General features: G+C 38.3%; 15 protein-coding genes and 2 rRNA genes (1 of these 17 cut by a window edge). 6 read left to right on the plus strand and 11 right to left on the minus strand.

The window, feature by feature from the left end; genetic code table 11:
* Positions 1–179: 179 nt before the first annotated feature.
* The 3 genes from HX109_RS01480 to HX109_RS01490 all read left to right on the plus strand — a co-directional run bounded on the left by HX109_RS01480 (position 180) and on the right by HX109_RS01490 (position 6,811).
* Complete coding sequence (locus HX109_RS01480) at positions 180–3,407, plus strand: SusC/RagA family TonB-linked outer membrane protein (RefSeq protein ID WP_178949461.1); 3,228 nt, start codon at positions 180–182, stop codon at positions 3,405–3,407.
* A 16-nt stretch (positions 3,408–3,423) separates the two neighbouring features.
* On the plus strand, positions 3,424–5,148 hold the full coding sequence (locus tag HX109_RS01485; protein ID WP_255462734.1) for a RagB/SusD family nutrient uptake outer membrane protein: 1,725 nt from the start codon (positions 3,424–3,426) through the stop codon (positions 5,146–5,148).
* 109 nt (positions 5,149–5,257) lie between these two features.
* Complete coding sequence (locus tag HX109_RS01490; protein WP_178949462.1) at positions 5,258–6,811, plus strand: glycoside hydrolase family 10 protein; 1,554 nt, start codon at positions 5,258–5,260, stop codon at positions 6,809–6,811.
* 61 nt (positions 6,812–6,872) lie between these two features.
* Here HX109_RS01490 and HX109_RS01495 read toward each other — a convergent pair whose 3' ends face one another.
* The 4 genes from HX109_RS01495 to HX109_RS01510 all read right to left on the minus strand — a co-directional run bounded on the left by HX109_RS01495 (position 6,873) and on the right by HX109_RS01510 (position 14,711).
* Entirely contained in the window at positions 6,873–7,730 is an 858-nt protein-coding gene (locus tag HX109_RS01495; RefSeq protein WP_178949463.1) for an N-acetylglucosamine kinase, read from the minus strand.
* A gap of 186 nt (positions 7,731–7,916) precedes the next feature.
* Entirely contained in the window at positions 7,917–8,918 is a 1,002-nt protein-coding gene (gene gap / locus HX109_RS01500; RefSeq protein WP_178949464.1) for a type I glyceraldehyde-3-phosphate dehydrogenase, read from the minus strand.
* A 94-nt stretch (positions 8,919–9,012) separates the two neighbouring features.
* On the minus strand, positions 9,013–9,999 hold the full coding sequence (pfkA, locus tag HX109_RS01505) for a 6-phosphofructokinase (protein WP_178949465.1): 987 nt from the start codon (positions 9,997–9,999) through the stop codon (positions 9,013–9,015).
* 278 nt (positions 10,000–10,277) lie between these two features.
* Entirely contained in the window at positions 10,278–14,711 is a 4,434-nt protein-coding gene (locus tag HX109_RS01510) for a translocation/assembly module TamB domain-containing protein (protein ID WP_255462735.1), read from the minus strand.
* An 85-nt stretch (positions 14,712–14,796) separates the two neighbouring features.
* Here HX109_RS01510 and tsaD point away from each other — a divergent pair, with 85 nt between their 5' ends.
* A complete protein-coding gene (gene tsaD / locus HX109_RS01515; protein WP_178953998.1) occupies positions 14,797–15,819 on the plus strand; it encodes a tRNA (adenosine(37)-N6)-threonylcarbamoyltransferase complex transferase subunit TsaD in 1,023 nt (340 codons plus the stop codon).
* A 48-nt stretch (positions 15,820–15,867) separates the two neighbouring features.
* On the opposite strand, the gene HX109_RS01520 is transcribed toward tsaD, so the two are convergent.
* Complete coding sequence (locus tag HX109_RS01520; RefSeq protein ID WP_178949466.1) at positions 15,868–16,413, minus strand: pyridoxamine 5'-phosphate oxidase family protein; 546 nt, start codon at positions 16,411–16,413, stop codon at positions 15,868–15,870.
* A gap of 170 nt (positions 16,414–16,583) precedes the next feature.
* On the opposite strand from HX109_RS01520, the gene HX109_RS01525 reads away from it, so the two are divergent.
* Both HX109_RS01525 and HX109_RS01530 read left to right on the plus strand, forming a co-directional pair.
* A complete protein-coding gene (locus tag HX109_RS01525; protein WP_178949467.1) occupies positions 16,584–17,162 on the plus strand; it encodes a hypothetical protein in 579 nt (192 codons plus the stop codon).
* Positions 17,163–17,358: 196 nt separating this feature from the next.
* The gene (locus tag HX109_RS01530) at positions 17,359–18,063 is read left to right on the plus strand and encodes a 16S rRNA (uracil(1498)-N(3))-methyltransferase (protein ID WP_178949468.1); all 705 of its coding nucleotides are present in this window, start codon (positions 17,359–17,361) and stop codon (positions 18,061–18,063) included.
* On the opposite strand, the gene HX109_RS01535 is transcribed toward HX109_RS01530, so the two are convergent.
* From HX109_RS01535 to HX109_RS01560, 6 genes are all read right to left on the minus strand, one after another.
* Entirely contained in the window at positions 18,060–18,794 is a 735-nt protein-coding gene (locus HX109_RS01535) for a M15 family metallopeptidase (protein ID WP_178949469.1), read from the minus strand. The two genes, HX109_RS01530 and HX109_RS01535, sit on opposite strands and share 4 nt — an antisense overlap.
* Positions 18,795–18,828: 34 nt before the next feature.
* Positions 18,829–19,434: a hypothetical protein gene (locus HX109_RS01540; protein WP_178949470.1), complete on the minus strand. Its 606-nt coding sequence runs from the start codon at positions 19,432–19,434 to the stop codon at positions 18,829–18,831.
* A 6-nt stretch (positions 19,435–19,440) separates the two neighbouring features.
* Positions 19,441–21,060 (minus strand): amidohydrolase, encoded by a 1,620-nt coding sequence (locus HX109_RS01545; RefSeq protein ID WP_178949471.1) that lies wholly within the window; start codon positions 21,058–21,060, stop codon positions 19,441–19,443.
* Positions 21,061–21,067: 7 nt separating this feature from the next.
* A complete protein-coding gene (locus tag HX109_RS01550; RefSeq protein ID WP_178949472.1) occupies positions 21,068–22,870 on the minus strand; it encodes a serine hydrolase domain-containing protein in 1,803 nt (600 codons plus the stop codon).
* Positions 22,871–23,008: 138 nt separating this feature from the next.
* Positions 23,009–23,118: ribosomal RNA gene (gene rrf / locus HX109_RS01555) — 5S ribosomal RNA — on the minus strand.
* Positions 23,119–23,326: 208 nt separating this feature from the next.
* Positions 23,327–25,256, minus strand: a 23S ribosomal RNA gene (locus HX109_RS01560); it runs 925 nt beyond the window's last position.

The raw sequence follows: 25,256 nt of genomic DNA on the forward strand, positions 1-25,256 counted from the left end.
GCAATATTTTCCGCAAAAAACAGCAAATAACAAACAAAAACTGCAAAAAAAAGCAAAATTTTATTTTTTATGCTTAAATTTATGGCACTTACAAACTGGTTACGTTATGGTTTTTTAACAAATTATACATCGTAACAGCAAAAGCATAAGTGTTAAACTGACTTAAAAGCATTCTAATTATGACAAAAAAACTTAGAAAATTAATGCTGTTTTTAACCTTTCTCTTTACCATATCAATTTGGGGGCAAAACAAAGAAATAACAGGAACGGTCTTCGATCCCGACGGAGTTCCTATCCCTGGTGTTAGTGTTGTGGAAAAAGGCACACAAAACGGAATTAGTACAGATTTTGACGGTAATTATTCGATACAACTGTCTACGGATGATAACCCAGTACTCGTATTTTCATCTATTGGATACGTTACCAACGAAATACCAGTAAAAAACCAGAATTCCATTAGCGTAGAGTTAAAACTAGACGTTACCGGATTAGACGAAGTCGTAGTAGTAGGTTATGGAACCCAGAAAAAGAAAAATCTTACTGGGGCCGTTGCAACTATAGACAGTGAAGTGCTGGACTCCCGCCCAATAACAGACGTAGCTAGAGGACTGCAGGGCGTATCTCCTGGTTTAACCATTACTACTCCAAGTGGTCAGATCGGACAAGATCCTGTAATCAGATTAAGAGGTTCTGTAGGTTCACTCGGCACCGGCGGTGGTGCTCAACCACTTATTTTGGTAGATAATGTGGAAGTACCAAGCCTTCAAGCTGTAAACCCAGAGGATGTAAAGGATATATCAGTATTAAAAGATGCAGCTTCTACGTCGATCTACGGTGCTAGAGGAGCTTGGGGAGTTATTTTAATAACCACTAAAAATGGTAATCGTGAAAGAGCACCAACAATAAGCTACTCCAACAACTTCTCATGGGCCACACCAACAAACACACCCACGGTTGCACCTGCCGCAGAGGGAGCAGAAATGGCCTTTTCAGCGGTTAACAGGCGAGAACCATCTTTAGATTCATATCCGTTTTTAGGAATGGCTGTAGATCAAACTGCAATTCAAAAAATGAGAGAATGGGAAGAACTTTACGGAGATCAAGATTTAGGTATGGAAATGGTTGAAGGTAGGGATTATGAAATTAGAAATGGACAACTATTCTTTTACAGGTCTTGGGATCCTCAAGAGCTTTTTGTAAAAAAATGGGCTTTACAGCAAAAACACGATGTCACAGTTTCAGGTGGTAGCGAACATACCAATTATTACTTAGGTTTAGGATACTTAAATCAGGGAGGGGTATATCAAACCAATCCAGACAAGTACGAGCGCTACAATATCAACCTTAGTATTAACACGACCGTTACGGACTGGATGGATATAAACGCCAAAGTATTAAATACAAACTCCTTAACAACTGAACCTTTCAACTTCGGTTCTTCCAGATACGATGCTTGGTACTATACCACGAGGTGGCCTGCCTACTATCCTTATGGAACGGTTGATGGGAAGCCTTTTAGAAATCACATTTCGGAAGTGGAACAGGCCAAAATGAATGAAAACAATTATTCGCTTTCTCGCTTTAATATCGGTACGGTGTTAAAACCAGCTAAAGACCTTTCCATTAACTTTAATTATACCCACGATAGAGAGGAAGAACACGAGCACCAAACAGGGGGAACCCTATATGCCTATAACTTTTGGGCACAAGGCGCGGATTTCTCATACGTTCCTTACTCCAGTCCATCATATAATAGGGTGCAGTACAACTCTGAGTGGAGCCGAAGAAACACGGCCAAGTTATTTGCTAATTATAGCACATCTTTTGATGAAAAACATGAATTTAACTTTACCGCAGGAGGAGATTTGGAAGAATATGAAGATTGGTTTCAATATTCTCAAAGAAGAGATTTACTGAATCCCGATCAAGGAGAACTTAATCTAGCGACAGGTGATCAATTCGTTGGCGGAGATAGGGATAAATGGACTACACTAGGTTTCTTTGCTAGAGCGAACTATAGCTATAAAAACAAAATTTTATTGGAGGTGAATGCACGATATGATGGTTCTTCACGACTCTCTAGCGACAAAAAGTGGGGTTATTTCCCATCCTTCTCTGCCGGTTACGTCATTACTGAAGAAAAGTTTATGGAGAGCCTAAAGCCTACTTTATCTTTCTTTAAATTTAGAGGTTCTTATGGTTCCATTGGAAACCAAAACACCTATCTCTCCAACATATATCGTCTCATGTCTCCAGATTCTTCGGGCTGGCTAATCGATGAAGAAAACCAAGTTTCGGTTAGTACTCCTGGCCCCATACCATCATCCCTAACATGGGAAACCGTTACCACGCTAGATTTTGGATTCGATGCTAAATTCTTTAATGATAAGCTTGGAATCATATTCGATTGGTATCAGCGAAAAGTAAGCGATATGCACAGTCCTGGGGTTACGCTACCCAATACTTTCGGAACTTTTTCTCCAACAAGGAATTATGGAGAAATGCAAACAACTGGCTGGGAACTTGCTGTAAATTTTAGGCATCAATTTAAAAACGGACTGAATATTAACGCAACTGCTACGGTAAGTGATTTTAAAGAAGAAATAACCAAATATGCCAATACTACCAAGGGCATTTATAGTTATTATGAAGGTAAACAGTTAGGAGAAATTTGGGGTTACGAAACCGATCGCTTTTTTACCGAAGGAGATTTCAATGCAGATGGCACTTACGCCGATGGAGTTCCTAGTCAGTCACTTTACGAAACCAACGGCTGGTTTCAATATGGCCCTGGAGATATCAAATATAAAGACCTTAATGGAGATGGAGTGATAGATTATGGTTCTGCTACCACAGGAGATACAGGAGATATGAAAGTTATAGGAAACTCCACTCCTCGATACCAGTATGGTTTCCAATTTGGTGCCGACTGGAAAGGATTTGACTTTAGCTTTTTCATGCAAGGCGTAGGAAAACGAGATTTCTGGGCAAATGGTTCCGTTTTTATTCCGGGATATCGTTGGGCAGAAGGTTGGTACGAACACCAGCTTGACTATTGGACCCCCGACAATCCGAACGCCTATTACCCAAGACCAAACGATCAACAACAATCCAATGGTTCTATGAACTTCTTGCCACAAAGTAAGTATCTATTGGACCTCTCTTATTTAAGAATGAAGAACTTAACCTTCGGGTATACCTTGCCCCAATCGTGGTCTTCTAAAGTTGGATTAGAAAGATTTAGGGTATATTTTAGTGGTGAGAACCTTTTTGAATTTACTGGGGCACAAATTCCGGTAGACCCAGAGGTAGATTATACTACAGCTGGAATAAACGATACCTCAACTTATGGAAGGGTTTATCCTTACCGAAGATCACTTTCATTCGGACTTCAACTAACATTCTAATTTATAAAGACGTAAAATGATGAAAAATTTATATATCAAAACATTCCTATTTTTTTGTTTTCTTTGTTTTGTTGGATGTGAAGAATACCTAGATCAACCTCCACAAGATCAATTAACAGATGAAACCTACTGGACGAATGAGGGTAATGCAAAAACCTTCGCATTCGGCTTCTACACCCCCTATTTTAGAGGATACGGATCTGGATTTACATGGGGAAATTACTTTTCCGGACAATCTTTAAATGATGATTTTGCACCGACTAATCCCCCGCAGTTCCAACAACAAGTTCCTGCTTCAGGAGGTGGATGGTCTTTCTTTTATGTTCGAAAAGCAAATATCTTTATAAATAGAGTACAGACAGTTCCTATGGAGCAAGAAGCCATTGATCACTGGACAGGAATAGGAAGATTTTTCCGAGGCATGGAATATCATGATCTTGTTAATAGGTTTGGCGATGTCCCGTATTATGAACAAGAGCTGGGGGAAGACGACTCAGAGTTATTGTACAAAGAAAGAGATGATCGTTCATTTGTAATGGACAAAGTACTGGAAGATTTTCAATTTGCAGCAGGAAATGTTCGAAGCAGTGTTGATAACCCTGGACAAGAAGTAAATAGAGATGTAGTGCTTGCATTTATGTCCAGAATTTTCCTGTTTGAAGGAACCTGGCAGAAATATCATGAAGGAAATTCGACCAAAGCAGCAGAATATTTAGAAGCTTCCAAATGGGCTGCAGAACAGATTATAAATAGTGGTAACTATTCCTTAGGTAATTACAGAAGCGTTTTTAACTCTTTAGACCTAGGGGGGAACCCAGAAGTAATTCTTTTTAGGGAATATGCCGTGGGTCAACTTACTCATTCTTTAAACAGTTACGTAAATAAAGAGTCACAAACAGGAGCTTCAAATGACGCAATTCAGACCTATTTGTCTAGCGACGGTCTTCCTATAGAAATTTCCACTAGCTATCAAGGAGATAAAGGAATTGAAAATGTTATGGCAAATAGAGATCCTCGTATGTACGGAACTTTTGTCGAAGATAGTTTACGGATAAGAGGAACGGTAAGCAATTTCTCTACAACAGGTTTTTCTGTCCTTAAATTTTTAAATGAAGATATTATGGACTCCCCGGAAGGAGTTTCAAATCAAAATCCCACAGATGCACCAATTATAAGATATGGAGAAGTATTAATAAATTATGCTGAAGCCGCAGCAGAACTGGCAACCGTCTGCGGGCCTTCTCTATCTCAACAGGACATTGATAAGTCTATAAACGTATTACGTGACCGTCCAGGTGTAGAATTGCCACATCTGGAAGTATCTGGAACCGCGGTTTCTGTGAACGGCACAACTTACGACGACCCTAATCGAGATCCTAGTGTTTCATCAATACTTTGGGAAATTAGGAGGGAAAGACGAATTGAACTCATGATGGAAGGTTTTAGATTGGATGACTTACGTAGATGGAAAAAATTGGAATATACAGATATGCTCTCAAATACAGATATTAATCGTGGAGCTTGGATTGTAAAATCTGAAGTGCAAGCCAGATATCCTGATAGCGATTTATCCAGTTTAACCCTCACAGAAGGGGAGCAAGGATATCTTATTCCAGCCGCTGCAGCAGAATCTGCTCGTACTTTCGATAACCCAAGAGTCTATTTGAGTCCGATCCCTCTGGATCAAATTAAACTTTATAGTGATCAAGGGGTGGAACTTACACAAAACCCCGGATGGTAATTAATTTGAATTTAGTTATCTTTAAAAGTTCTCTGGCTGCGTACCAGAGAACTTTTTATTTTTAACTAAATCATATCCTCTCAAACCTATATACTCATTTAACATCGCAATGACATACAAAAACATTAGAATTACTTTATACCTTTTTTTTATTGTTGTTTTAACTTCCTGTAAAACCACAAATAACACCCCCTATTATTACCATAAGGATGGTATTAAAACCTCCAATAACAAATGGGATGCTAAAACGCCCTACAACATTGAAGAATTTAGAGCTGCATGGATCGCTACAGTAGCCAATATAAACTGGCCCAGCAAACCCGGGCTTTCCAACAAAGAACAAAAAGAGGAAGCAATCGAGCTTTTAGACTTTCTGGCATCTCATAATTACAATGCAGCGGTTTTTCAGGTAAGGCCACAATCGGATGCCCTTTATGAAAGTAATTTAGAACCATGGTCGTATTATTTAACCGGGGAGCCAGGAAAAGCCCCTGTCCCTTTTTACGATCCGTTGGAATTTTGGGTAGAAGAAGCCCATAAAAGGGGAATCGAATTGCACGTTTGGCTAAACCCTTACCGTGCCCACCATACGCAAGGCAAAGATATTTCTGAACAATCCATCGTAAAAACAAAACCGGAATTGGTAGTAAAGTTGGAAAATGGAATGTATTGGCTAGACCCCAGTCTGGAGGGCACTAAAGAGCATTCTCTTGCTGTGGTTAAAGATATTGTTTCGCGTTATGATATTGATGGGGTTCATTTTGATGATTATTTTTACCCCTACGATTCCTACAATAATGGTAAAGATTTTCCGGACGAAAAAAGTTATACTGCCTATTTAAAAAGTGGCGGAAAGCTCAGCCGAAACGATTGGAGAAGGGAAAGTGTAAACGACTTTATTAAAAGGGTCTATAAAGTTATTAAAGACGAAAAACCTTTTGTTAAATTCGGATTGAGTCCGTTTGGAATATGGAGGCCTGGCTATCCTGAATCTGTAGTTGGCTACGATCAATACGACAAACTTTACGCAGATGCCAAACTATGGCTCAACGAGGGTTGGATTGATTATTTCTCACCCCAACTCTATTGGACCATCAATAAAAAAGGACAGAGCTTTCCAGAACTTTTAGGATGGTGGCAAAGAGAGAACACCCCGAATAGACATTTATGGCCCGGAATTAAAATAGACCATGGTGGAGACGCAAGGAACATTGATGAAGTCATTAATCAAATCATGATTACGCGAGGAATGCTACCAAATAGCAAAGGAACCGTTCATTGGAGTATAGGTCCGCTTATAAAATACGATTCCCTTTCAAATGCTATTTTAAAAGAGCCCTATTCATTTAAAACCTTGGTTCCTCCAAGTCCTTGGCTAGACAATATGCCGCCCGAGCAACCAACAATTAACATTACTCTTAAAGACAACACTGCCAATATAATTTGGAATCACCCAAATAAAAATGATGTTTTTCGATATGTAATTTATCTTAAATATGAAGGGAAAAAGTGGGAACATCAAATTTTTAATGAAGATGATATTTCAACATCTGTCCCATTTAAATTAGAAAACAATGTTTTACTCGAAAAAATAGGGATCACCGCTGTAGACAGAACGGGAAATCAAAGTTTGTTTTTGGTGGAAGACTTGAGCAAAATATAGTGTATAAAAAAGGGTTGCTTTGTTATAAAACAACCCTTTTTTAATTTGTTATATTATTTGACTACCCAAACAAAACTGATTTGTGATAATCTACCAAACCATCAATCGGTCTTCTTAACACCTTGCCTAAGGTAAGCCCATGTTGGTTCAGTTGTTTGTTTAATTCTTCTTGCAAATAGTATGCTATACTTCCAATAAAATGCACTGGAACATCTTTAGCTTGCTCGTATTGGGTAATGGAATTTTCAATAAAAAGGTTCATGCCTTTTTTAATCAGGGCCTGGCAATAAGCTTCATCTTTATTTTGAATCAAGAAACGCGCAAAAGTTGCCAAATAGGTATTCGGATTTGGTTGTTTGTAAAGATGGTTTTTAATGCTATCTTCTTCCAAATCGTATTCACTCGCAAATTTTACGGCTAATTTTTCCGGAATTTTATGGTAGTAATAATCCCTTAAAAGCTGTCTTCCGAAGTAATTTCCGCTACAATCATCCATTAGAATATAACCGAGGGAGGTTACTTTTTGAAAAAGCTCCCTTCCATCCCAATAACTGCAATTGGAACCCGTACCCAAGATACATACAATAGCGTGCTGTTCTGGCTCTACAGTTGCGTAGATAGCTGCATAAGTATCTTCTTTGACTGAAATTTTTGCATTTGGAAAATAGTCGGTAAAAATTCCTTTTAAAAACTTACGCATTCTTTCGGTACCACATCCAGCTCCATAAAAATAAAGCTGAGTGACCTCTTTGCGGTGTTTGTAAAGCTCGAAATTATTGGCTAAGCGTTCGTTTATAATTTCACTTGTTAAAACCTCTGGACTCAACCCTAAGGTTTTTGTGACAAATAGTTTATTACCCTCTTCATCCAATGCGATCCAATCAGATTTTGTTGCACCACTATCTACAATTAAAATCATACTTTAAGTTTAAGTTAATAGCCCATTGAGAAACATTAAGCCTGCTTAAGGTAAACTATTGGCAGGATGTAAGCCTTGTTAGAGGGGCTTACACCTATACCAATAATTAGCAATTAGTTAGTTTGTTAGCAGCTCTTAATAAAGAAATCTTTTGGAGAAAAGACTTCATTTCCTAGACGCTGTATATTATAATGCAGTAATGTATTCTGCTAAATCTACTAATTTATTTGAGTATCCCGTTTCGTTATCGTACCAAGATACTACTTTGAAGAATTTAGAGTTTAATTCGATTCCCGCATCGGCATCGAAAACACTCGTACAGGTTTCCCCAACAAAATCTTGAGAAACTACAAGCTCATCTGTATAACCTAAAATACCTTTTAATTCATTTTCAGAAGCAGACTTCATTACTTTCTTAATTTCTTCGTAAGAAGTCTCTTTTTCCAACTTCACAGTTAAATCCACTACGGAAACATCTGCGGTTGGAACTCTAAAAGCCATTCCTGTAAGTCTACCATCCATAGCTGGAATTACTTTTGCTACGGCCTTAGCAGCTCCTGTAGAAGCTGGTATAATGTTTAATAAAGCACTACGTCCACCTCTATAATCTTTTCTTGAAGGACCGTCTACTGTTAATTGAGTAGCTGTTGTGGCATGCACTGTTGTCATTAAACCTTCTTCGATACCGAAGTTATCATGTAGCACTTTAGTAATTGGCGCTAAACAGTTAGTTGTACAAGATGCATTGGAAACAATTTTATCTGAAGCTTTAGCATCTTTGTGGTTTACACCCATAACAAACATTGGGGCATCTTTGGAAGGTGCAGAGATAACTACTTTTTTAGCTCCTGCATCTAGGTGATATTGAGCCGTGTCTAAGGTTGTAAAAATACCTGTACATTCTGCAACAACATCTGCTCCAACAGCATCCCACTTTAAATTTTTAGGATCTTTTTCTGCAGTAATTCTGATGGTTTTTCCGTCTACTACTAGATTTCCATCCTTTACTTCGATTTTTCCATCGAATCTACCGTGTACAGAATCGTACTCCAATAGATATGCTAAGTGCTCTACATCCAATAAATCGTTTATTCCTACAATTTCTACGTTTGGTCTATTTACGGTGGCTCTAAAAACCAATCTACCGATTCTACCAAATCCGTTTATCCCAATCTTAACTGTTGACATGTTATTCTAATTTTTAATTATTAATAAAAGTTTATACCACGATGTGGTGGTGTATTTCCAACAAAAAGCCGGAAGGTTGATTAAGTATTTGTTATTATGTTGACATGATCTCGCAAACGCGCATAAGTTCTGCATCGATGGTAGACTTGCCTTTTATGGCATCTTCAATAGGGGTTAAAACCATTTCGTCCTTAATGATACCTACCATTAAGTTTGATTTTCCTTCCATTAAAGATTCTACTGCACGAACTCCCATTCTACTGGCCAACACACGGTCGAAACAAGAAGGAGAGCCCCCTCGTTGCATATGCCCCAATACGGAAACCCGAATATCATAATTTGGTAAATTCTCTTCTACATATTCGGCCAGTTCAAAAACATTTTTCCCTGTTTTATCACCTTCCGCAACTACTACAATACTAGAGGTTTTTCCGCTCTTTCTACTCCTTTCCAAAGAATGAAGCAGTCTATCGAGACCTAAATTTGCTTCAGGAATTAAAATTTCTTCAGCTCCTGCCCCTACTCCAGAATTTAAAGCAAGTTGCCCGCAATCGCGCCCCATAACTTCAATAAAAAATAATCTGTCGTGAGAACTGGCAGTATCCCTAATTCTATCGATCGCATCTACCACGGTATTTAAAGCCGTATCGTAACCTAAAGTAAAAGTTGTACCATCAATATCGTTATCTATAGTACCTGGAATACCAATAACAGGATATCCAAATTCTTCGTTAAAAACAACACCTCCTGTAAAGGTACCATCCCCACCAATTAACACCAAAGCATCTATTTGATTATCCAATAATTGTTTGTGTGCTTTTTGCCTTCCTTCCTTGGTCTTAAATTCTTTCGAACGGGCAGATTTAAGAACGGTCCCCCCTCGATTAATTATATTCCTAACACTTCGTGCATCCATAGGCTCCATATCGCCTTCAATAAGACCTTGGTAACCTCTATAAATACCAACACACTCTATGTTATGGTAAGCGCATGTTCTTACTACTGCACGAATGGCAGCGTTCATTCCTGGAGCATCTCCTCCAGACGTCAAAACTCCAATTTTTTTGATATTCGTAGACATTTAGTTTTAATATTTGGAACGTAAAACTACCAAAGAATTTTCAATTTCTTCATATTGTTTTCATTAAAAATACAATAATGAAAGTTTCAATCGTTTTCGTTGCTAAATTCTTAACAAATACGTTATTTTATTTTATAGGCATCTTCCGAAATAAGTGATAATCGGCGTTATTTTATACCAATCTGACAGAATTTTTGAATGTAATTAAGAAAGTTGAAATTGAAAAAAACGAAAAGTAAGATTTTACGAAAATCGCATCTCCTTTTTTAGGTCGGAAATTAACTGGATTCCTTACGTTTTACCGTTTTGAAATTCACCAAACCGTTACCCATGGAATCCTTGTCATCATCTGTACTTTTTTGAGGCACTTTGCTCCTATCTTTTTTAGGGTCCCCCTCTATGATTTTCTTAATCAATTCCCTGAATGTATCAAACTCTACTTGATAAGAAATACCTACCCCTTGGGTATATCCTTGTTGTTGGGCGAAGAATTGCTGAATTTCGTTTTCTCGATTAAAAATACGTGCCGTTAGACTTCCTTCTTCATTCAATAAAACCTGAATTTCCACATCTCCCGCCACGACGGTTTCGGAAACGCCCCCTACCGGAACCCCAATTTTTCCGTTGATGAGTATGCGATCGCTTATTTGCGTGGAAACCGTTACCCCTAACCTATCTTCGGTAACAAAATCTAAATCTGGATTACGTTCCCCTATTTCATAAGAAACACCCACATCGAACTTACCGTCTCCAGAATTGAGCACTTGATTGAATAAACTCGAAGCCGTTTGTACCAAGTTCCCCGTTACAGCAGTTTGATTGATGCTAAGCTCGTTTAAAAACACTCCTTGCGACAATAGGGAAAATGCCTGTAACTCCCGCTTGGCATTATCGTCTAGGTGATATTGCAGTTCTTGGTTAATAACAGCATTTGTCGAAGGGAAATTAATCTCGTAATCCAAAGACGGCTTTAATAATTGGCCTTGCAGGGTTATTATTACATCGGTCTCAATTTTACGGGTGTATTGCGAATTATCGAGCAACACAGCAGGGTTCGCGTACAAAGAGTATTTAGCAGCAATGTTCATATCCACATCTTCCAGAGGGTCACCTTCCCAAGTAATCGTTCCTCCAGGTTCTACCACAAAACGTTTGTTTATAAAGCCTCCATATTTAAATAAGTATTCCCCCGTATAGGTAATAAAGTCACCATACATTTTAAACTTCCCATTGGTGTTAATTTCAATTAGAAGGTTTCCAGCACCTGTTCCTTTAAGAGTACTCCTTGTTTTTTGATCTACCACAATTTCTATTTGAGCATCTGGTGTTACATCTAAATCGAATTGCATTTCCACCCCTTTGACTTCAGCTAATTTTTTGCGCGCAATTTCATCTTTGGACTGATTCTTATTGATGAAATTTATGAAAGAAGTATCCCCTACATCGGTAATATCGCTTACAGGAATAACAAAATTGGTGCCTTCTTCTGTTTTTGCGTTTACTTCAATATTGATTATTTTATTGGTGAGCCCATAAATTTGAGCATCCCCGCTTATAAATCCGGTTCCATAATACAGGGATTCTTCTTCCCCCTTCGTATTCAGCACCAAAAACTTTTCGTCATTTGTATCCAAATAAAGATCTAAATACCAATCTTCAAAATGATCGTAGGTTATAGAACCGTTGAGCGTAGCATTGGTTTTAAAGTTGGTATCTATTAATCCCACTTCCTGAAATTCGAAAGAACGGCCTTCCAAGTTTACATTGGCAATTTTATCGAAGTCTAAATCTACGTTCAGATAGGGTATTTTTAACCCACCATCGGTAATTTGCAGTTCGCCTGCCATGTCTGGATTATCGGCGGCTCCTGTAATTTTAAATCCTCCGGAAGCAAATCCGCGCATATCGCTTATTACATCCCCTCCAAGCGGACTCAAAGCTTTTAAATTGAGATTTTCCAATGTTGCCCTTAAATCCAGCTGCGGCTGTTTCCCGGAAGCATTGATATCCCCCAGAATATTTAATGATTCTACATCGTTGTTTATAATCTTTGCGTTCACTCCAAACTGCGTAAGGTTATCGTTCCCTAAAATGGAAAGAAATAAATTTCCAAGCGGCAACTCGTTAACCATAAAATTGGAAATCTTAACGTTGGAGGATGGTGTATAACTATTGTCCCGTTGTAAGATGTTCAAATATCCATCCACCATTCCGTTGAGTTTTAAACTATCTATATCGGGGATGATTTTTTCCAACGTAACTTTCTCGAATTCCAAATCAATGTCTTTGTAGGTACTATCAATTAGCGTTCCTTCCAACCGGATTTGCTCCTCTTGATAATTCATTACAACTTGGCTAATATTAATGGTATCGAGCGTTTTACTAAAACTTACTTTATTACTGGAGTTGTTGTCTTCATTAATAACCCAATCACGCCCTTTAAAACCAAATTGAGAACGTTTTAAACCGATTACCGACTCTTGCGCATTGTTGAAGGTATGGTAGAAATTAAGGTTGTATTCATCATTAAATTCCTTTCCTCCTTTAAATTCAGTTCTAAAAAATAAGGTGTCGTTTATTTTGGTATTAATTAAGCTGAAGTTATTGACATCATAGATATTGGATTCTATATTTTCCACTTCTACATAAGTGTTGTAAAGCGGATTTTTATTGTCTATTTCTACCTGAATATTATCGAATATATTGCCATTTGCATTAATCTTAGGGGAATTGAAGGCCAATTTAAAATCCCCTTCGTCTGCTACGATACTTCCTTTAATACTGGTATTACTCCCAAATTCTATCTTCGGAAAAAATACCTCGACTATTTTATTGTAAATTTTAAAATCGAAATCTACATACTGCCCAGGGGTAATTTTTTCCGGCTTGTAATTGGTATAGATACTACCCACCGAATTTTTAATGAGCTTCGGCAATTCCTTTACTAAATAATTTCCTCTTAAAGATCCTGTAATAATATCAGGGGAATTCACGGTAATTATACGCTCTTCCGCTTTAAATTCAGAAGTAACATTAAAATCGTCAAAATAATAACTATCGTTTTGGTTGGTATAGTTTGTCTTGTTAAAACTAACCTCCCCAACCAGGTCATAAATGGAATTACCGGTCATATCGGCCGTAATGTTCCCTTTAAAAACCGATATACTGTCCCTTTCCACAAAGTTCAATCGGTTCAGGTCGATGTGGTTTACCGAAGCCACAAACTTAAATTCGTTGGTATCTCCAGAAAGATCCGCCAATCCCTTAAAAGCGACATCAAAATTTTTGTCCCTGGAAGTTACTGAACCATCAAAAAGTTGATCTTTAAGAATTCCGGAAACATTTAAATTCTTGTATTCGTACCCATTATAATTTACACTGAAAATCTCTCCGATGATTTCCGTATTAAGGGTCTCCTGTTTAAAACTTTGCCCATCTACATTTAAATCGAGACTGGTTTCGCCTAGACTTTCATCCTCTAGAAAAATTCCCATATCAAAATCTTGAAGGGAAAGAAAACCTTTGTAATTGGCATTGTCTATATTGTCTATATTGGTTAAGGTAAGATCGGAAAAACCCTTACCTATATCTGAAATTAAATTAACCTTGGCATATATGGATTGCTCGGTGATACGCATGTCCCCAAAAACAGATAACTGCCCTAATTTGTTAAACGAAGACGGAAGCGCGTTGCCCAAAATACCGGGCAGTAAATTGGTGAGCTGGTAGTAATTGGAAGAAACATTGCGCAGATGTGCGTCGATACTAAAAGGTTTGGCCTTTTCAAAGAGGTTATTGAACACAAAATCACCATCAATAGCGGTGTATTGGGAGTCCATTTTAAGGTTATTGGTCTTCAATTCATTTAAAACCCCTTCAAAACTAGAGGAAAGCTCCACCTTTCTTCCCTTTCCAAATTCATTAAAATACAAGTTTATTTCATCTAAGGCCACCGTCGATTCGGTAAAGTTTCCACTTACTTTAACTTTGTTCAAAAAATCCTTAAAATCTTCCACCTCATAATTAAAAACAATATCCCCCTTAATAAGGGATTCTGGCGTTTCTATAGAAAGTGTATCGAGTCGCATTTCGGTTTTGGTGTAAGAAAATTCCGTTTGCAAGCGATTTACAATGACTCCTTTTTTGGTGGTAAAGTCTAATTGATCGATCCCGACATCCACCTTCGGACCAAAAATTTTAAAATAATCGGCCTCTATATGCAATTCTTCCAAACCAACAATTAAAGGTGTTTCCTTGTTTTCATCAATAAGTCTAAACTCACTTTTATTTACTGAAATATGGGAGGAGGTCATTAAAAACGGATTATTGGGATCGCCTTCCCCTTTATCCAGTTTATCCACAAAAACGTTTAAATTGGTATTATCCTCCCCTTTATGGATTTTAAGATTGAGTAACAACTCATCTGCCCGAATCTCTCCAAACTCCAAATCTCCTTTTACCACATTCCGGAGACTCAAGAGCGAAGTGTTTAAACGATTGATGTAAGCCAAGGTGTCTTGCTTGTAGTCTTCAATATAAATGCCTTTTAAACTCACATCGCCAAAAAGTGGTAAGAAATGAACTTCATCTATAAAAATATGAGTATTAAACGTTTCATTTAAATAATTGGTTGCCCTTTTGGCAATAGAGGTTTGAACGAAAGGAAGCGATAGAAAAATACTGGACAATACCAACAATAGTATAAGAACCAAAAGGATTCTAATTAATATTTTTCTGAGTTTTTTGATAGTCTTTATTGTTTTACCTTTGTCTTACAAATTTCAGTCCAAAGATAGCATGAATACCCAAGATGTTTACATACTAGCCATAGAATCTTCTTGCGATGATACTTCGGCCGCTGTACTTCACAACGACAAAGTATTGAGCAATGTTGTGGCCAACCAAAAAATTCATGAAGAATATGGTGGCGTGGTGCCCGAGCTTGCTTCTAGAGCGCATCAACAAAATATTGTCCCGGTAGTACATCAAGCATTAAGCAGGGCAAATATCGACAAAAAACAATTATCTGCCATAGCTTTTACACGCGGACCTGGCTTAATGGGTTCTTTACTTGTGGGTACCTCTTTTGCAAAATCCCTTGCCATAGGCTTAGACATTCCTTTAATAGAGGTAAACCATATGCAGGCTCATATTTTGGCACATTTTATTAAAGAACCCAATACGCCCATTCCTACTTTTCCGTTTTTAGCGATGACCATTAGTGGTGGCCATACCCAGATTGTAAAAGTAAACAGCCATTTCGATATGGAAGTTATTGGGGAGACTATCGATGATGCCGTGGGAGAAGCCTTCGATAAATCAGCTAAAATTTTAGGACTTCCTTACCCTGGAGGCCCACTCGTAGATAAATATGCACAGCAAGGAAACCCTAAAGCCTTCTCATTTCCTAAACCGAAAGTAGACGGACTCAATTTTAGTTTTAGCGGTTTTAAAACAGCTGTACTTTACTTTATTCAGAAAGAAACTGAGGGAAATCCAAATTTCATTGAAGAAAACCTTTATGACATTTGTGCCTCCATCCAACAAGGAATTATCAATATTTTAGTTGATAAACTTAAAAAAGCAACCAAACAAACCGGTATTAAAAAAATAGCCATTGGTGGCGGAGTTTCGGCTAATTCTGGCATACGGCAAACTTTAAAAGATGGAGAAAAACGGTATGGTTGGGAAACTTTTGTTCCCAAATTTGAATATACCACAGATAATGCTGCAATGATTGGGATAGTGGGGTATTATAAATTTTTAAATAATGATTTCACCAACGAAAAGGTTTCTGTTAAAGCTAGGTTTGCTTTGTAAATATGTACAAGTGAAAAAGATTTTTGAAAATTTTATAAAACAATCTATTTAACCCTCCATAATTTTAGTTTCAAAACCATCGATACTTTGGGTGTTTTTGGCCTCCCAATAGGCTTCAATACCATCTTTCCCCTTTTCTTCCGCCCAGGTGATTAGCGTAGAACGCTCTTCTTTATAATCCATAAAAGGAACTCCAAAACCGCATGAAGTTTGCACCAAATCAACCTTCATCTCTATAATTTGTCTTGCGCCGGCATTTTCTTCAAATAATGTGGCGTAGTTTTTAAATTCTTTATCCCTAGTGTGATAAATGGTGGCATTTCCGTATAGCCGTAAAATAAGTGGATTCCCCTCAAAAGCACAGAACATAATGGTCATTCGGTCGTTTTTCAACAAATGGGCTGCGGTTTCATTTCCACTACCGGTTAAATTCAGCCAAACAATTTTGTTTTCATCTATTATGCAAAAAGAATCGGTTCCTTTAGGAGATACATTAATGCGACCTTCAGCAGCAGCCGTACCCACGAAGAAGATTTTTTGATCTTTGATAAAATCCTGTAATTTAGATGTTATCTTTAATAATTTCTTTCCCATATGTTAGAATATTTAATTTTGAATGACAGAACATGTTCAAAAGCCTTTCCTGTTTTTGGATTTATATTAGCGCATCATTTTAGAGTTTGAGTTTCTTATGACTTCTTAACCACTAAAATTATGTAATAATTTCAATCTAATTTATGGAAATAACCTAAACAAAAAAATGAGTGAATAGATTTGTAGCTTTAATAGTACTGTTATCCATTGGAGAGCTCTCTTGCCAAAGCCCTGAAAAGCAAGTTAATCATTTAGAATTAACAGAAGCATACTATAAAACCCTCGATAATTCTAGTTTTACTGAATTAAAAATTCTTTTAAATGACAGTTTAAAAACAATAGATGATGGCTATGTGCAAACCTTTACAAAACCGCAATTGATAGATTGGTTGCAATGGGATGAAGTTTTTAAACCGACTTACAAAATACTTGAAATAAAGCAAAATCAAAATGTTGTTTACACAAAGGTTTCAAAAATTGACAAAAGGATATTGTTTCTTCATAAAAAGCCAATCGTAACTCAAGAAACCATAAAATTCAACAACAATAAGATAACAAGCGTTGACCGCAATTCCATTGTTTTTGATGTTGATACCTTTGTTAAAAACAGAGATAAACTCGTTGATTGGATAGACAAAAATCATCCTGAATTGAATGGATTTATAAACGATCAAACACAGGCCGGAGGAATTAAATATTTAAAAGCCATAGCACTTTACAAAAATAAAAATGATTCAATAAGGCTCTAAGAATATAAAATGAAGAGTTTTATATTTCACTTTTGCTTCAAAACTGGAAAATAAAAAACATTATTTAAGCTTTCGTTTAAGTTTATCTATAATTGCTTTTCTAAGTACAATTTCCTTAACATTTATTTGTCTATCATCCCACCAAAAAAACTTTATATTTATACTTCTTAAGAAATTTATCAGTAAAAAAATATCTATGCAGTTATTTTATGCTCCAGATTTGGACAGCAAAACCAAAGAATTCAGCTTTGATAAAGAAGAAAGTAGGCATATTGGCAAAGTTCTTCGGAAAAAAGAAGGCGATACACTTTACATAACCAATGGTAAAGGGTGGTTGTTTGAAGCTGAAATCATTAACGCTGATATTAAAAATTGCATTGTCTCCATACAGAAGTCGCAACTAAAGCACAAAAAAAACTACAGATTGCACATGGCAGTTGCCCCGACCAAAATGAATGATCGCTTTGAGTGGTTTTTAGAGAAAGCAACAGAGATAGGTATAGACGAAATTACGCCGATAATTTGCGAGCACTCTGAAAGAAAAAAGATAAAACCCGAACGCTACGAAAAAATTTTACAGGCTGCCATGAAACAATCCCTTTCATGCTACCTGCCACAATTAAATGAAGCCATCAATTTAAGTGATTTTATTAATAGAGAGCATGAAGGCCAACTATTCATTGCGCATTGTGAGGATCAAGAAAAATTTAATCTCAAGCGCAAAATAATGGCCGACAATGAGGTTGTTATACTCATTGGCCCCGAAGGTGACTTTTCTTTGGAAGAAATTAATAGTGCCCGGGAAAACGGCTATATACCTGTAAATTTAAGCGATAACCGTCTTCGCACAGAGACTGCTGCCATTGTGGCTTGCCATATTGTGGCTTTAATGAATACTTAATCGCATTCCCAAGTAAAATTGGCTACTTTATAATTCAGGGTCGGTTTGTAATTGTAATGCCACCATTCGGAGGTAATCGCACCAAACCCAAAGGATTCCATTGTTGTTTTTAGTAATTTTCTATTTTCCAACACTTCTTGCGGTAAATCTAAATAAGCATGCCTTGCCTTCCTTCCGAAGAAGTCAAAAGGAGTTCCCATATCGAGTTCTTTTCCCTCTAAAGTGGTTAATGTAATGTCTACTGCCCCTCCTTTATTGTGTATAGACCCTTTAGCGGGATCGGCAACATAGGTAGGGTTTGGAACGATTTTCCACATTTTCTTTTGTACGTCGTGAGGCCGGTAACAATCGAAAAACTTAATTCGGTATCCATCCTTCATGAAAGCGGCATTTGCCTCTAAAAGACCTCTTGCCGTTACCGCCCTTACATAACACTCCCCACAATCGTAAACTTGGGCCTTTAAAAAATTATCCTCTGTGGCATATTTCATTTCATATACAAAATCATCACTGTAATCAGCTAGACGAACAAAAGTAGTATCTTTGATTTCATCTAAAGGAACGACTTCCTTTTTTTTAACTCCAGTGTTTTTAACGGAATCAATCTTTTCTTGAGAAACCAGCGTATCTTTCGACTTTGCAATATTCTCACTTTCCGTTTTTTCTCTTGTTTTGGTTTCTTGTTTACAAGCAATAATAAATATCAGTAGTAATCCGAAAAAAAATCTCATAATCAATAATTTGAATTCAATAAAAATCTTTTAGTTATTTACAAATGCAATTCTTCTTTAAAATTTTAATATTCATTTTTGTTGCTTTGTTTAAGATATTGATGGAAGAAGGCGCAATTGCGAAAGCACCATCTTCATCATCGATGCTTTTTGAAACCGATAGTCCTCCTCTTGTGTTGACAAAGTGAATTTGTGTTTGTGTTTTTAAATCGTAAAAAGCAATTGAACTTGCTGAAATATTTTCATAATCTGCATTGTCTTGATCGGGTTCATAGCCAATTCCACCAAACTCTTCTTTAATCACTTCGCCTTTTAGGGTAATTAAATAAGCGGCATTGGTTCCTTCTGCCATCGCTTTTAATTCTGATTTGGAAGGCTCAAAGGGAATTCTATCTTTGATTAAACTCATCTTTCGCTCTTCATCCAAAAGCACCAAAGAATCTTTTATACATTCTTTAAAGAAGTCAATCATCTTTGCTTCCAAGCTAGTTTTATCACAGTTTGTACAAACGGCATCATTTATAATCCACTTTCCTTCGGTAAAATCCAAAATACCTTTTGAGCCTGAATTGGAGGTATATTTAGCGGAATGACAAGAACTGAAAATAATAATCAAGCACAGAATAATTAGATACTTCATAAGTCTTTATTTCACTTGTTTACCGCCCAAGAATGTTTTTTCAACTTTTAAATTAGGAATTTCATTTTCGGGAACGGTCATGATATCTTTATCCAAAACGATAAAATCGGCCCATTTTCCCGCTTCAATACTTCCTTTTTCTTTCTCCTCAAAATTGGAATAAGCTGCCCAAATAGTCATTCCCTTTAGCGCCTCTTCCCTACTTAAAGCATCTTTTTTCTGAAACCCGCCTTCTGGATATCCTTCCGTATCCTTTCTAGTCACAGCGGCATAAAAGGTTAAAAATGGAGACACTTGTTCTACTGGAAAATCGGTTCCCAGGGCAATAAGCCCAGCTTTATCCAACAAGGTTTTATAGGCGTAAGCCCCTTGTATACGAGCTTCACCAACCCTATCTTCTGCCCAGTACATATCGCTTGTGGCATGGGTTGGCTGAACTGACGGAATTATATTGTTAGAGAAATAATCGAAATCTTTTATATCTACAATCTGCGCATGTTCTACTTTCCATCGCTTATCTGTTTTCCCATTCAGTACTTTTTCATAAGCCTTCAATACCACCACATTTGCAGAATCGCCAATTGCGTGTGTGTTTAATTGATAATCGGTTGCGGCAAGTCTTTCAGCCAGCTCGTGTATTTTGTCTACCGGCGTTACCATAGCACCATAATGGTTATGCTTATCAGAATATGGTTGTTTTAGAACAGCACCACGGGAACCCAGCGCTCCATCGGCATATGCCTTTACAGAGCGCACATCCAACTTATCAGTTTTTAAAACACCTCGATCTAAGAAATAATCTACATCTGCAGGGTTATTACTCACCATCGCATAAATCCTCATATCTAGCGCACCCATTCTTTGAAGGCTATCTATCAATAAAATTGTTTCCTTGTTTAGACCAGCATCGTTTACGGTAGTCAATCCATAATCGAAACATATCTTTTGGGCATCCTGCATGGCTTCCGTAGCCACTTCTGTTGTTATTTCAGGAAATACTTTATCTACCAGCCCCATAGGGTTGTCTATTAAAACTCCGGTGATCACTCCATCAACTTTTACTATTTCACCTCCGTCTACTTCGGTTTCACCATCAATTTTTGCCAAATCCAATGCTTTTTGATTAACCAAATAGGCATGACCATCGATTCTTGTAAGCACCACAGGTGTATCTGGATAAAGGGAGTCCAATTCCTTTTTGGTTGGAAATTCTTTTTCTTCCCAATCGTTTTGGTCCCATCCTCTTCCAATTATAAAATCGGTATTATTTTCTTGTTGAAAATCCCGAACTCTTTTCAAAACTTCCTCATAGCTTTTTGTGCCTACCAAATCTACGTTTTGTTCCTGTAAACCTAAACCATAAAAATGGCAATGTGCATCGATAAACCCAGGGTAAACCGATTTCCCTTCTAAATCTAAAGTCGTTTTAGCTTCATATCTCTCGGTTATCTCTTCTGAAGTTCCCACAGCAATAAATTTTTCATCCTTTATTACAAATGCCGAAGCCTTAGACATCGATGAGTCTACTGTATAAACATTTGCATTTGTAATAATTAAATCTGCCTGTTCTTTTTGCTGACAGGAAAACAATCCTGCAATTATTCCTAGTAAAATTAGATTTCTCATGTAATTGTTAATTAGTTATTATATTTTCTGCTTTATAAAAAACCTGTTGCAAGGAAGGTCTTATATTTAAGCTATATAAATTTCTGTGTTCTCTTGTTGGATATACCCTATTCGATAAAAATATAAACAATAAATCATTTTCTGGGTCTGCCCATACATAAGTTCCCGTAAAACCAGCATGGCCAAAACTTTTTGCACTCACTTCTGGAGCTGGGGAAGCATGAGCAATATCCAATTCTGAATTATTAAGCAGAGGTTTGTCAAACCCAAGTCCACGTTTATTCCCATTTTCTGGATATTGAACCCTGGTAAATTCTATTAAAGTTGCTTCAGAAATATACTTTTTCCCTCCATAAACACCCATGTTCTGATACATTTTAATGAGTTTGGCCAGGTCATTGGCTGTTCCGAAAAGACCAGCATTTCCAGAAACACCGCCTAGTAAACTGGCGTTTTCGTCATGAACCCAACCTTTAATATAGGCTTTTCGATACACAGAATCTAGTTCTGTAGGCACTATTAAACTATCTGGATATTTTCCGGATGGATTAAACATTAGAGTATTGGCACCAAGAGGTTTATAGATGCTATCACGCACATAATTTTCATAAGGTACTCCTGTTAACTGTTTTATTAGTTCCGGGGAAATAAGAAAGCTCAATCCAGAATATTTATATTTCTTTTCTGCCGAAACTTCGGTTCTATTAATTATTCTATAAACTTTTTTGATAAAATTTTTATTGAGATATAGTCCGTCATAAATTTCTAAGGAGAACTTTTTACTGGGTTCCTTGCGCACATATCTTCTTTTAAATTCACCTTCCTTCATAATTTCTTGAAGAAAAATATAATACGGCTCCAATCCAGCTTGGTGTGCCAAAATTTCCCGTAAGGTAAGATCTTTTTTGTTCCTTTTATGCTTCCAAGGTTTCCAATAATTGCTGAAAGGTGTGTCTAAATCCAATTTTCCATTATCCACCATTTGCATCAAAACTGGTAAAGGGCCTGTGATTTTTGTAACTGAAGCCAAGTCGTAAAGATCATTGTTATCAACTTGCACTATACTATCGAAAGTATGGAATCCAAAAGATTTATGATAAATTACAGTTCCACTTTTAGCCACCAGCAATTGTGCTCCGGGAAATGCCTTTTCTTCAATCCCTTTCGTCATAATGGAATCGACCTTATTATTTATATAAACACTATCCAAACCAACATCGCTCGCGAGGCCATAACCCAACCTTATCCTATTAACCATAATAATACCATCATCCTTCTTATAGCGTGTCCCGATATCCGCTTTGAGCACTCCGGTTGATTCCCCACCTCCAAAAATCAATGACGCCGCCTTAACCTGAGTACTTTTTTTAAAATCAGAAAATTGAATCAGTGCATCGGCATTAAAGAGAAAATTATTCTGTTGAAAGTTATCAAACTGCACAAAGGAGACCCCAATAGTTTTTACTTGAGGCAATAGTTTGGTGATTTTATAAAGTAATTTCCAATCTATATTGGTGTATGAAATGGAAAAAATAACAATGTTGTATCCCGCTAAAACAGAAACGACTTTTTCTTGTTTTAAATTTTCAATATTATCTACGGAAGTGTATTTGTTAAGAGTCTCAACGAAAGGTTCAATACCTAGATTATCTTCTTTGTTCAACTGAACGTGTGCTATCCTGTTGTCTACCAAGTTTTGAATAGGAAATAGATTTTCAGAATTTTTTAAAACTATAGAACTACTAGCTGAAGACTGAGAAAATACAAATGAAGATAGTAGTATAAGAAAGATATTGGGTAAAATACGCATTGACCTAAATTAAGCCTGCAATTTAGTAAAATGAAACCAAATATAACACATATTTCCCCTCTAGCGACTTGGGCACCCGTGACTTTCGGGAAGGGGCAAAAAAAATCCCGACGTTCCATCCGGAAGTCGGGATCTTAAAGAAGGCGGCGACCTACTCTCCCACAAGGATGTAGTACCATCGGCGCTGGCGGGCTTAACTGCTCTGTTCGGAATGGGAAGAGGTGAGCCCCGTCGCTATAACCACCTTAAATCTTAAAGCCTCCCCCGGCCCCTCCAAAGGAGGCGGGCGGGATAATGTTCCCCTTGTCCCTCCCCTTGGGGGGAGGTCAGGTGGGGCCTTTAATAAGTTAACATATGGAGATAAAAAAATACTGGAAAAGTACCTATTTGAAAAAAACGTACAGAATTTAAAAGAGTTTGCGCCCCCTTGCCCTTTGCAAAGGCAAGGGGACTGTTGTACATAAGCTTACGGGTTATTAGTACTACTCGGCTGTGACATTACTGCCTTTACACCTGTAGCCTATCAACGTGGTCGTCTCCCACGGCCCTTTAAAGAAATCTCATCTTGTGGCGGGTTTCGCGCTTATATGCTTTCAGCGCTTATCCCTTCCCAACATAGCTACGCTGCCATGCCCCTGGCGGGACAACAGCTACACCAGCGGTTGGTCCAACTCGGTCCTCTCGTACTAGAGTCAGATCCACTCAAATTTCTAACGCCCACTGTAGATAGAGACCGAACTGTCTCACGACGTTCTGAACCCAGCTCGCGTGCCACTTTAATGGGCGAACAGCCCAACCCTTGGGACCTTCTCCAGCCCCAGGATGTGACGAGCCGACATCGAGGTGCCAAACCCCCCGTCGATGTGAGCTCTTGGGGGAGATCAGCCTGTTATCCCCGGCGTACCTTTTATCCTTTGAGCGATGGCCCTTCCATGCGGAACCACCGGATCACTATGCTCTACTTTCGTACCTGATCGACTTGTAGGTCTCTCAGTCAAGCTCCCTTGTGCCATTGCACTCTACGCACGGTTACCAAGCGTGCTGAGGGAACCTTTAGAAGCCTCCGTTACTCTTTTGGAGGCGACCACCCCAGTCAAACTACCCACCACGCACTGTCCTTCTAAAAAGAAGTTAGGCTCCGAATAAGTAAAGGGTGGTATTTCAACAATGACTCACACATACCTGGCGATACATGATCAAAGTCTCCCACCTATCCTACACATCACTTATCCAAAGTCAATACGAAGCTATAGTAAAGGTGCACGGGGTCTTTTCGTCCCACAGCGGGTAATCGGCATCTTCACCGATACTACAATTTCACCGAGCTCATGGCCGAGACAGTGTCCAGATCGTTACACCATTCGTGCAGGTCGGAACTTACCCGACAAGGAATTTCGCTACCTTAGGACCGTTATAGTTACGGCCGCCGTTTACTGGGGCTTCAGTTCAATGCTTCCCCCGATTGCTCGGGGTAACATCTCCCCTTAACCTTCCAGCACCGGGCAGGTGTCAGGCCCTATACATCATCTTTCGATTTAGCAGAGCCCTGTGTTTTTGATAAACAGTCGCCTGGACCTTTTCACTGCGGCCCCGACGTTTGACCGTCGGGGCGACCTTTCTCCCGAAGTTACAGGTCTATTTTGCCTAGTTCCTTAGCCATGAATCTCTCGAGCGCCTTAGAATACTCATCCCAACCACCTGTGTCGGTTTGCGGTACAGGCTGCACATATCGCTTTTCTTGGAAGTCGGTCCGCTGGATTATCACCGCAGCCGTAGCCTTAGTGTACTATCGGGGTGTTGCCACTCCCTTCAACGTGCTATTCCGTCAGCACGCACCAACTTTCCGCCTCCGTCACTTTTATCTATGTGCAGGTACAGGAATATTAACCTGTTGTCCATCCACTGCCCCCTTCGGGTTCGCGTTAGGCCCTGACTAACCCTCAGCTGATTAGCATAGCTGAGGAAACCTTGGTTTTTCGGCGTGCGGGTTTCTCGCCCGCATTATCGTTACTTATGCCTACATTTTCTTTTCCAAACGGTCCAGCAGACCTCACAGTCCACCTTCTGCCCAGTTTGGAATGCTCCCCTACCACTCGTATTTACATACAAATCCATCGCTTCGGTGGTATACTTATGCCCGATTATTATCCATGCTCGATCGCTCGACTAGTGAGCTGTTACGCACTCTTTAAATGAATGGCTGCTTCCAAGCCAACATCCTAGCTGTCTAAGCAATCAAACCGCGTTTTTTCAACTTAGTATACACTTGGGGACCTTAGCGGATGGTCCGGGTTCTTTCCCTCTCGGACATGGACCTTAGCACCCATGCCCTCACTGCTGAAAAACATTTTATAGCATTCGGAGTTTGTCAGGAATTGGTAGGCGG

This window comes from Galbibacter sp. BG1, assembly GCF_013391805.1.
Lineage (GTDB): Bacteria > Bacteroidota > Bacteroidia > Flavobacteriales > Flavobacteriaceae > Galbibacter.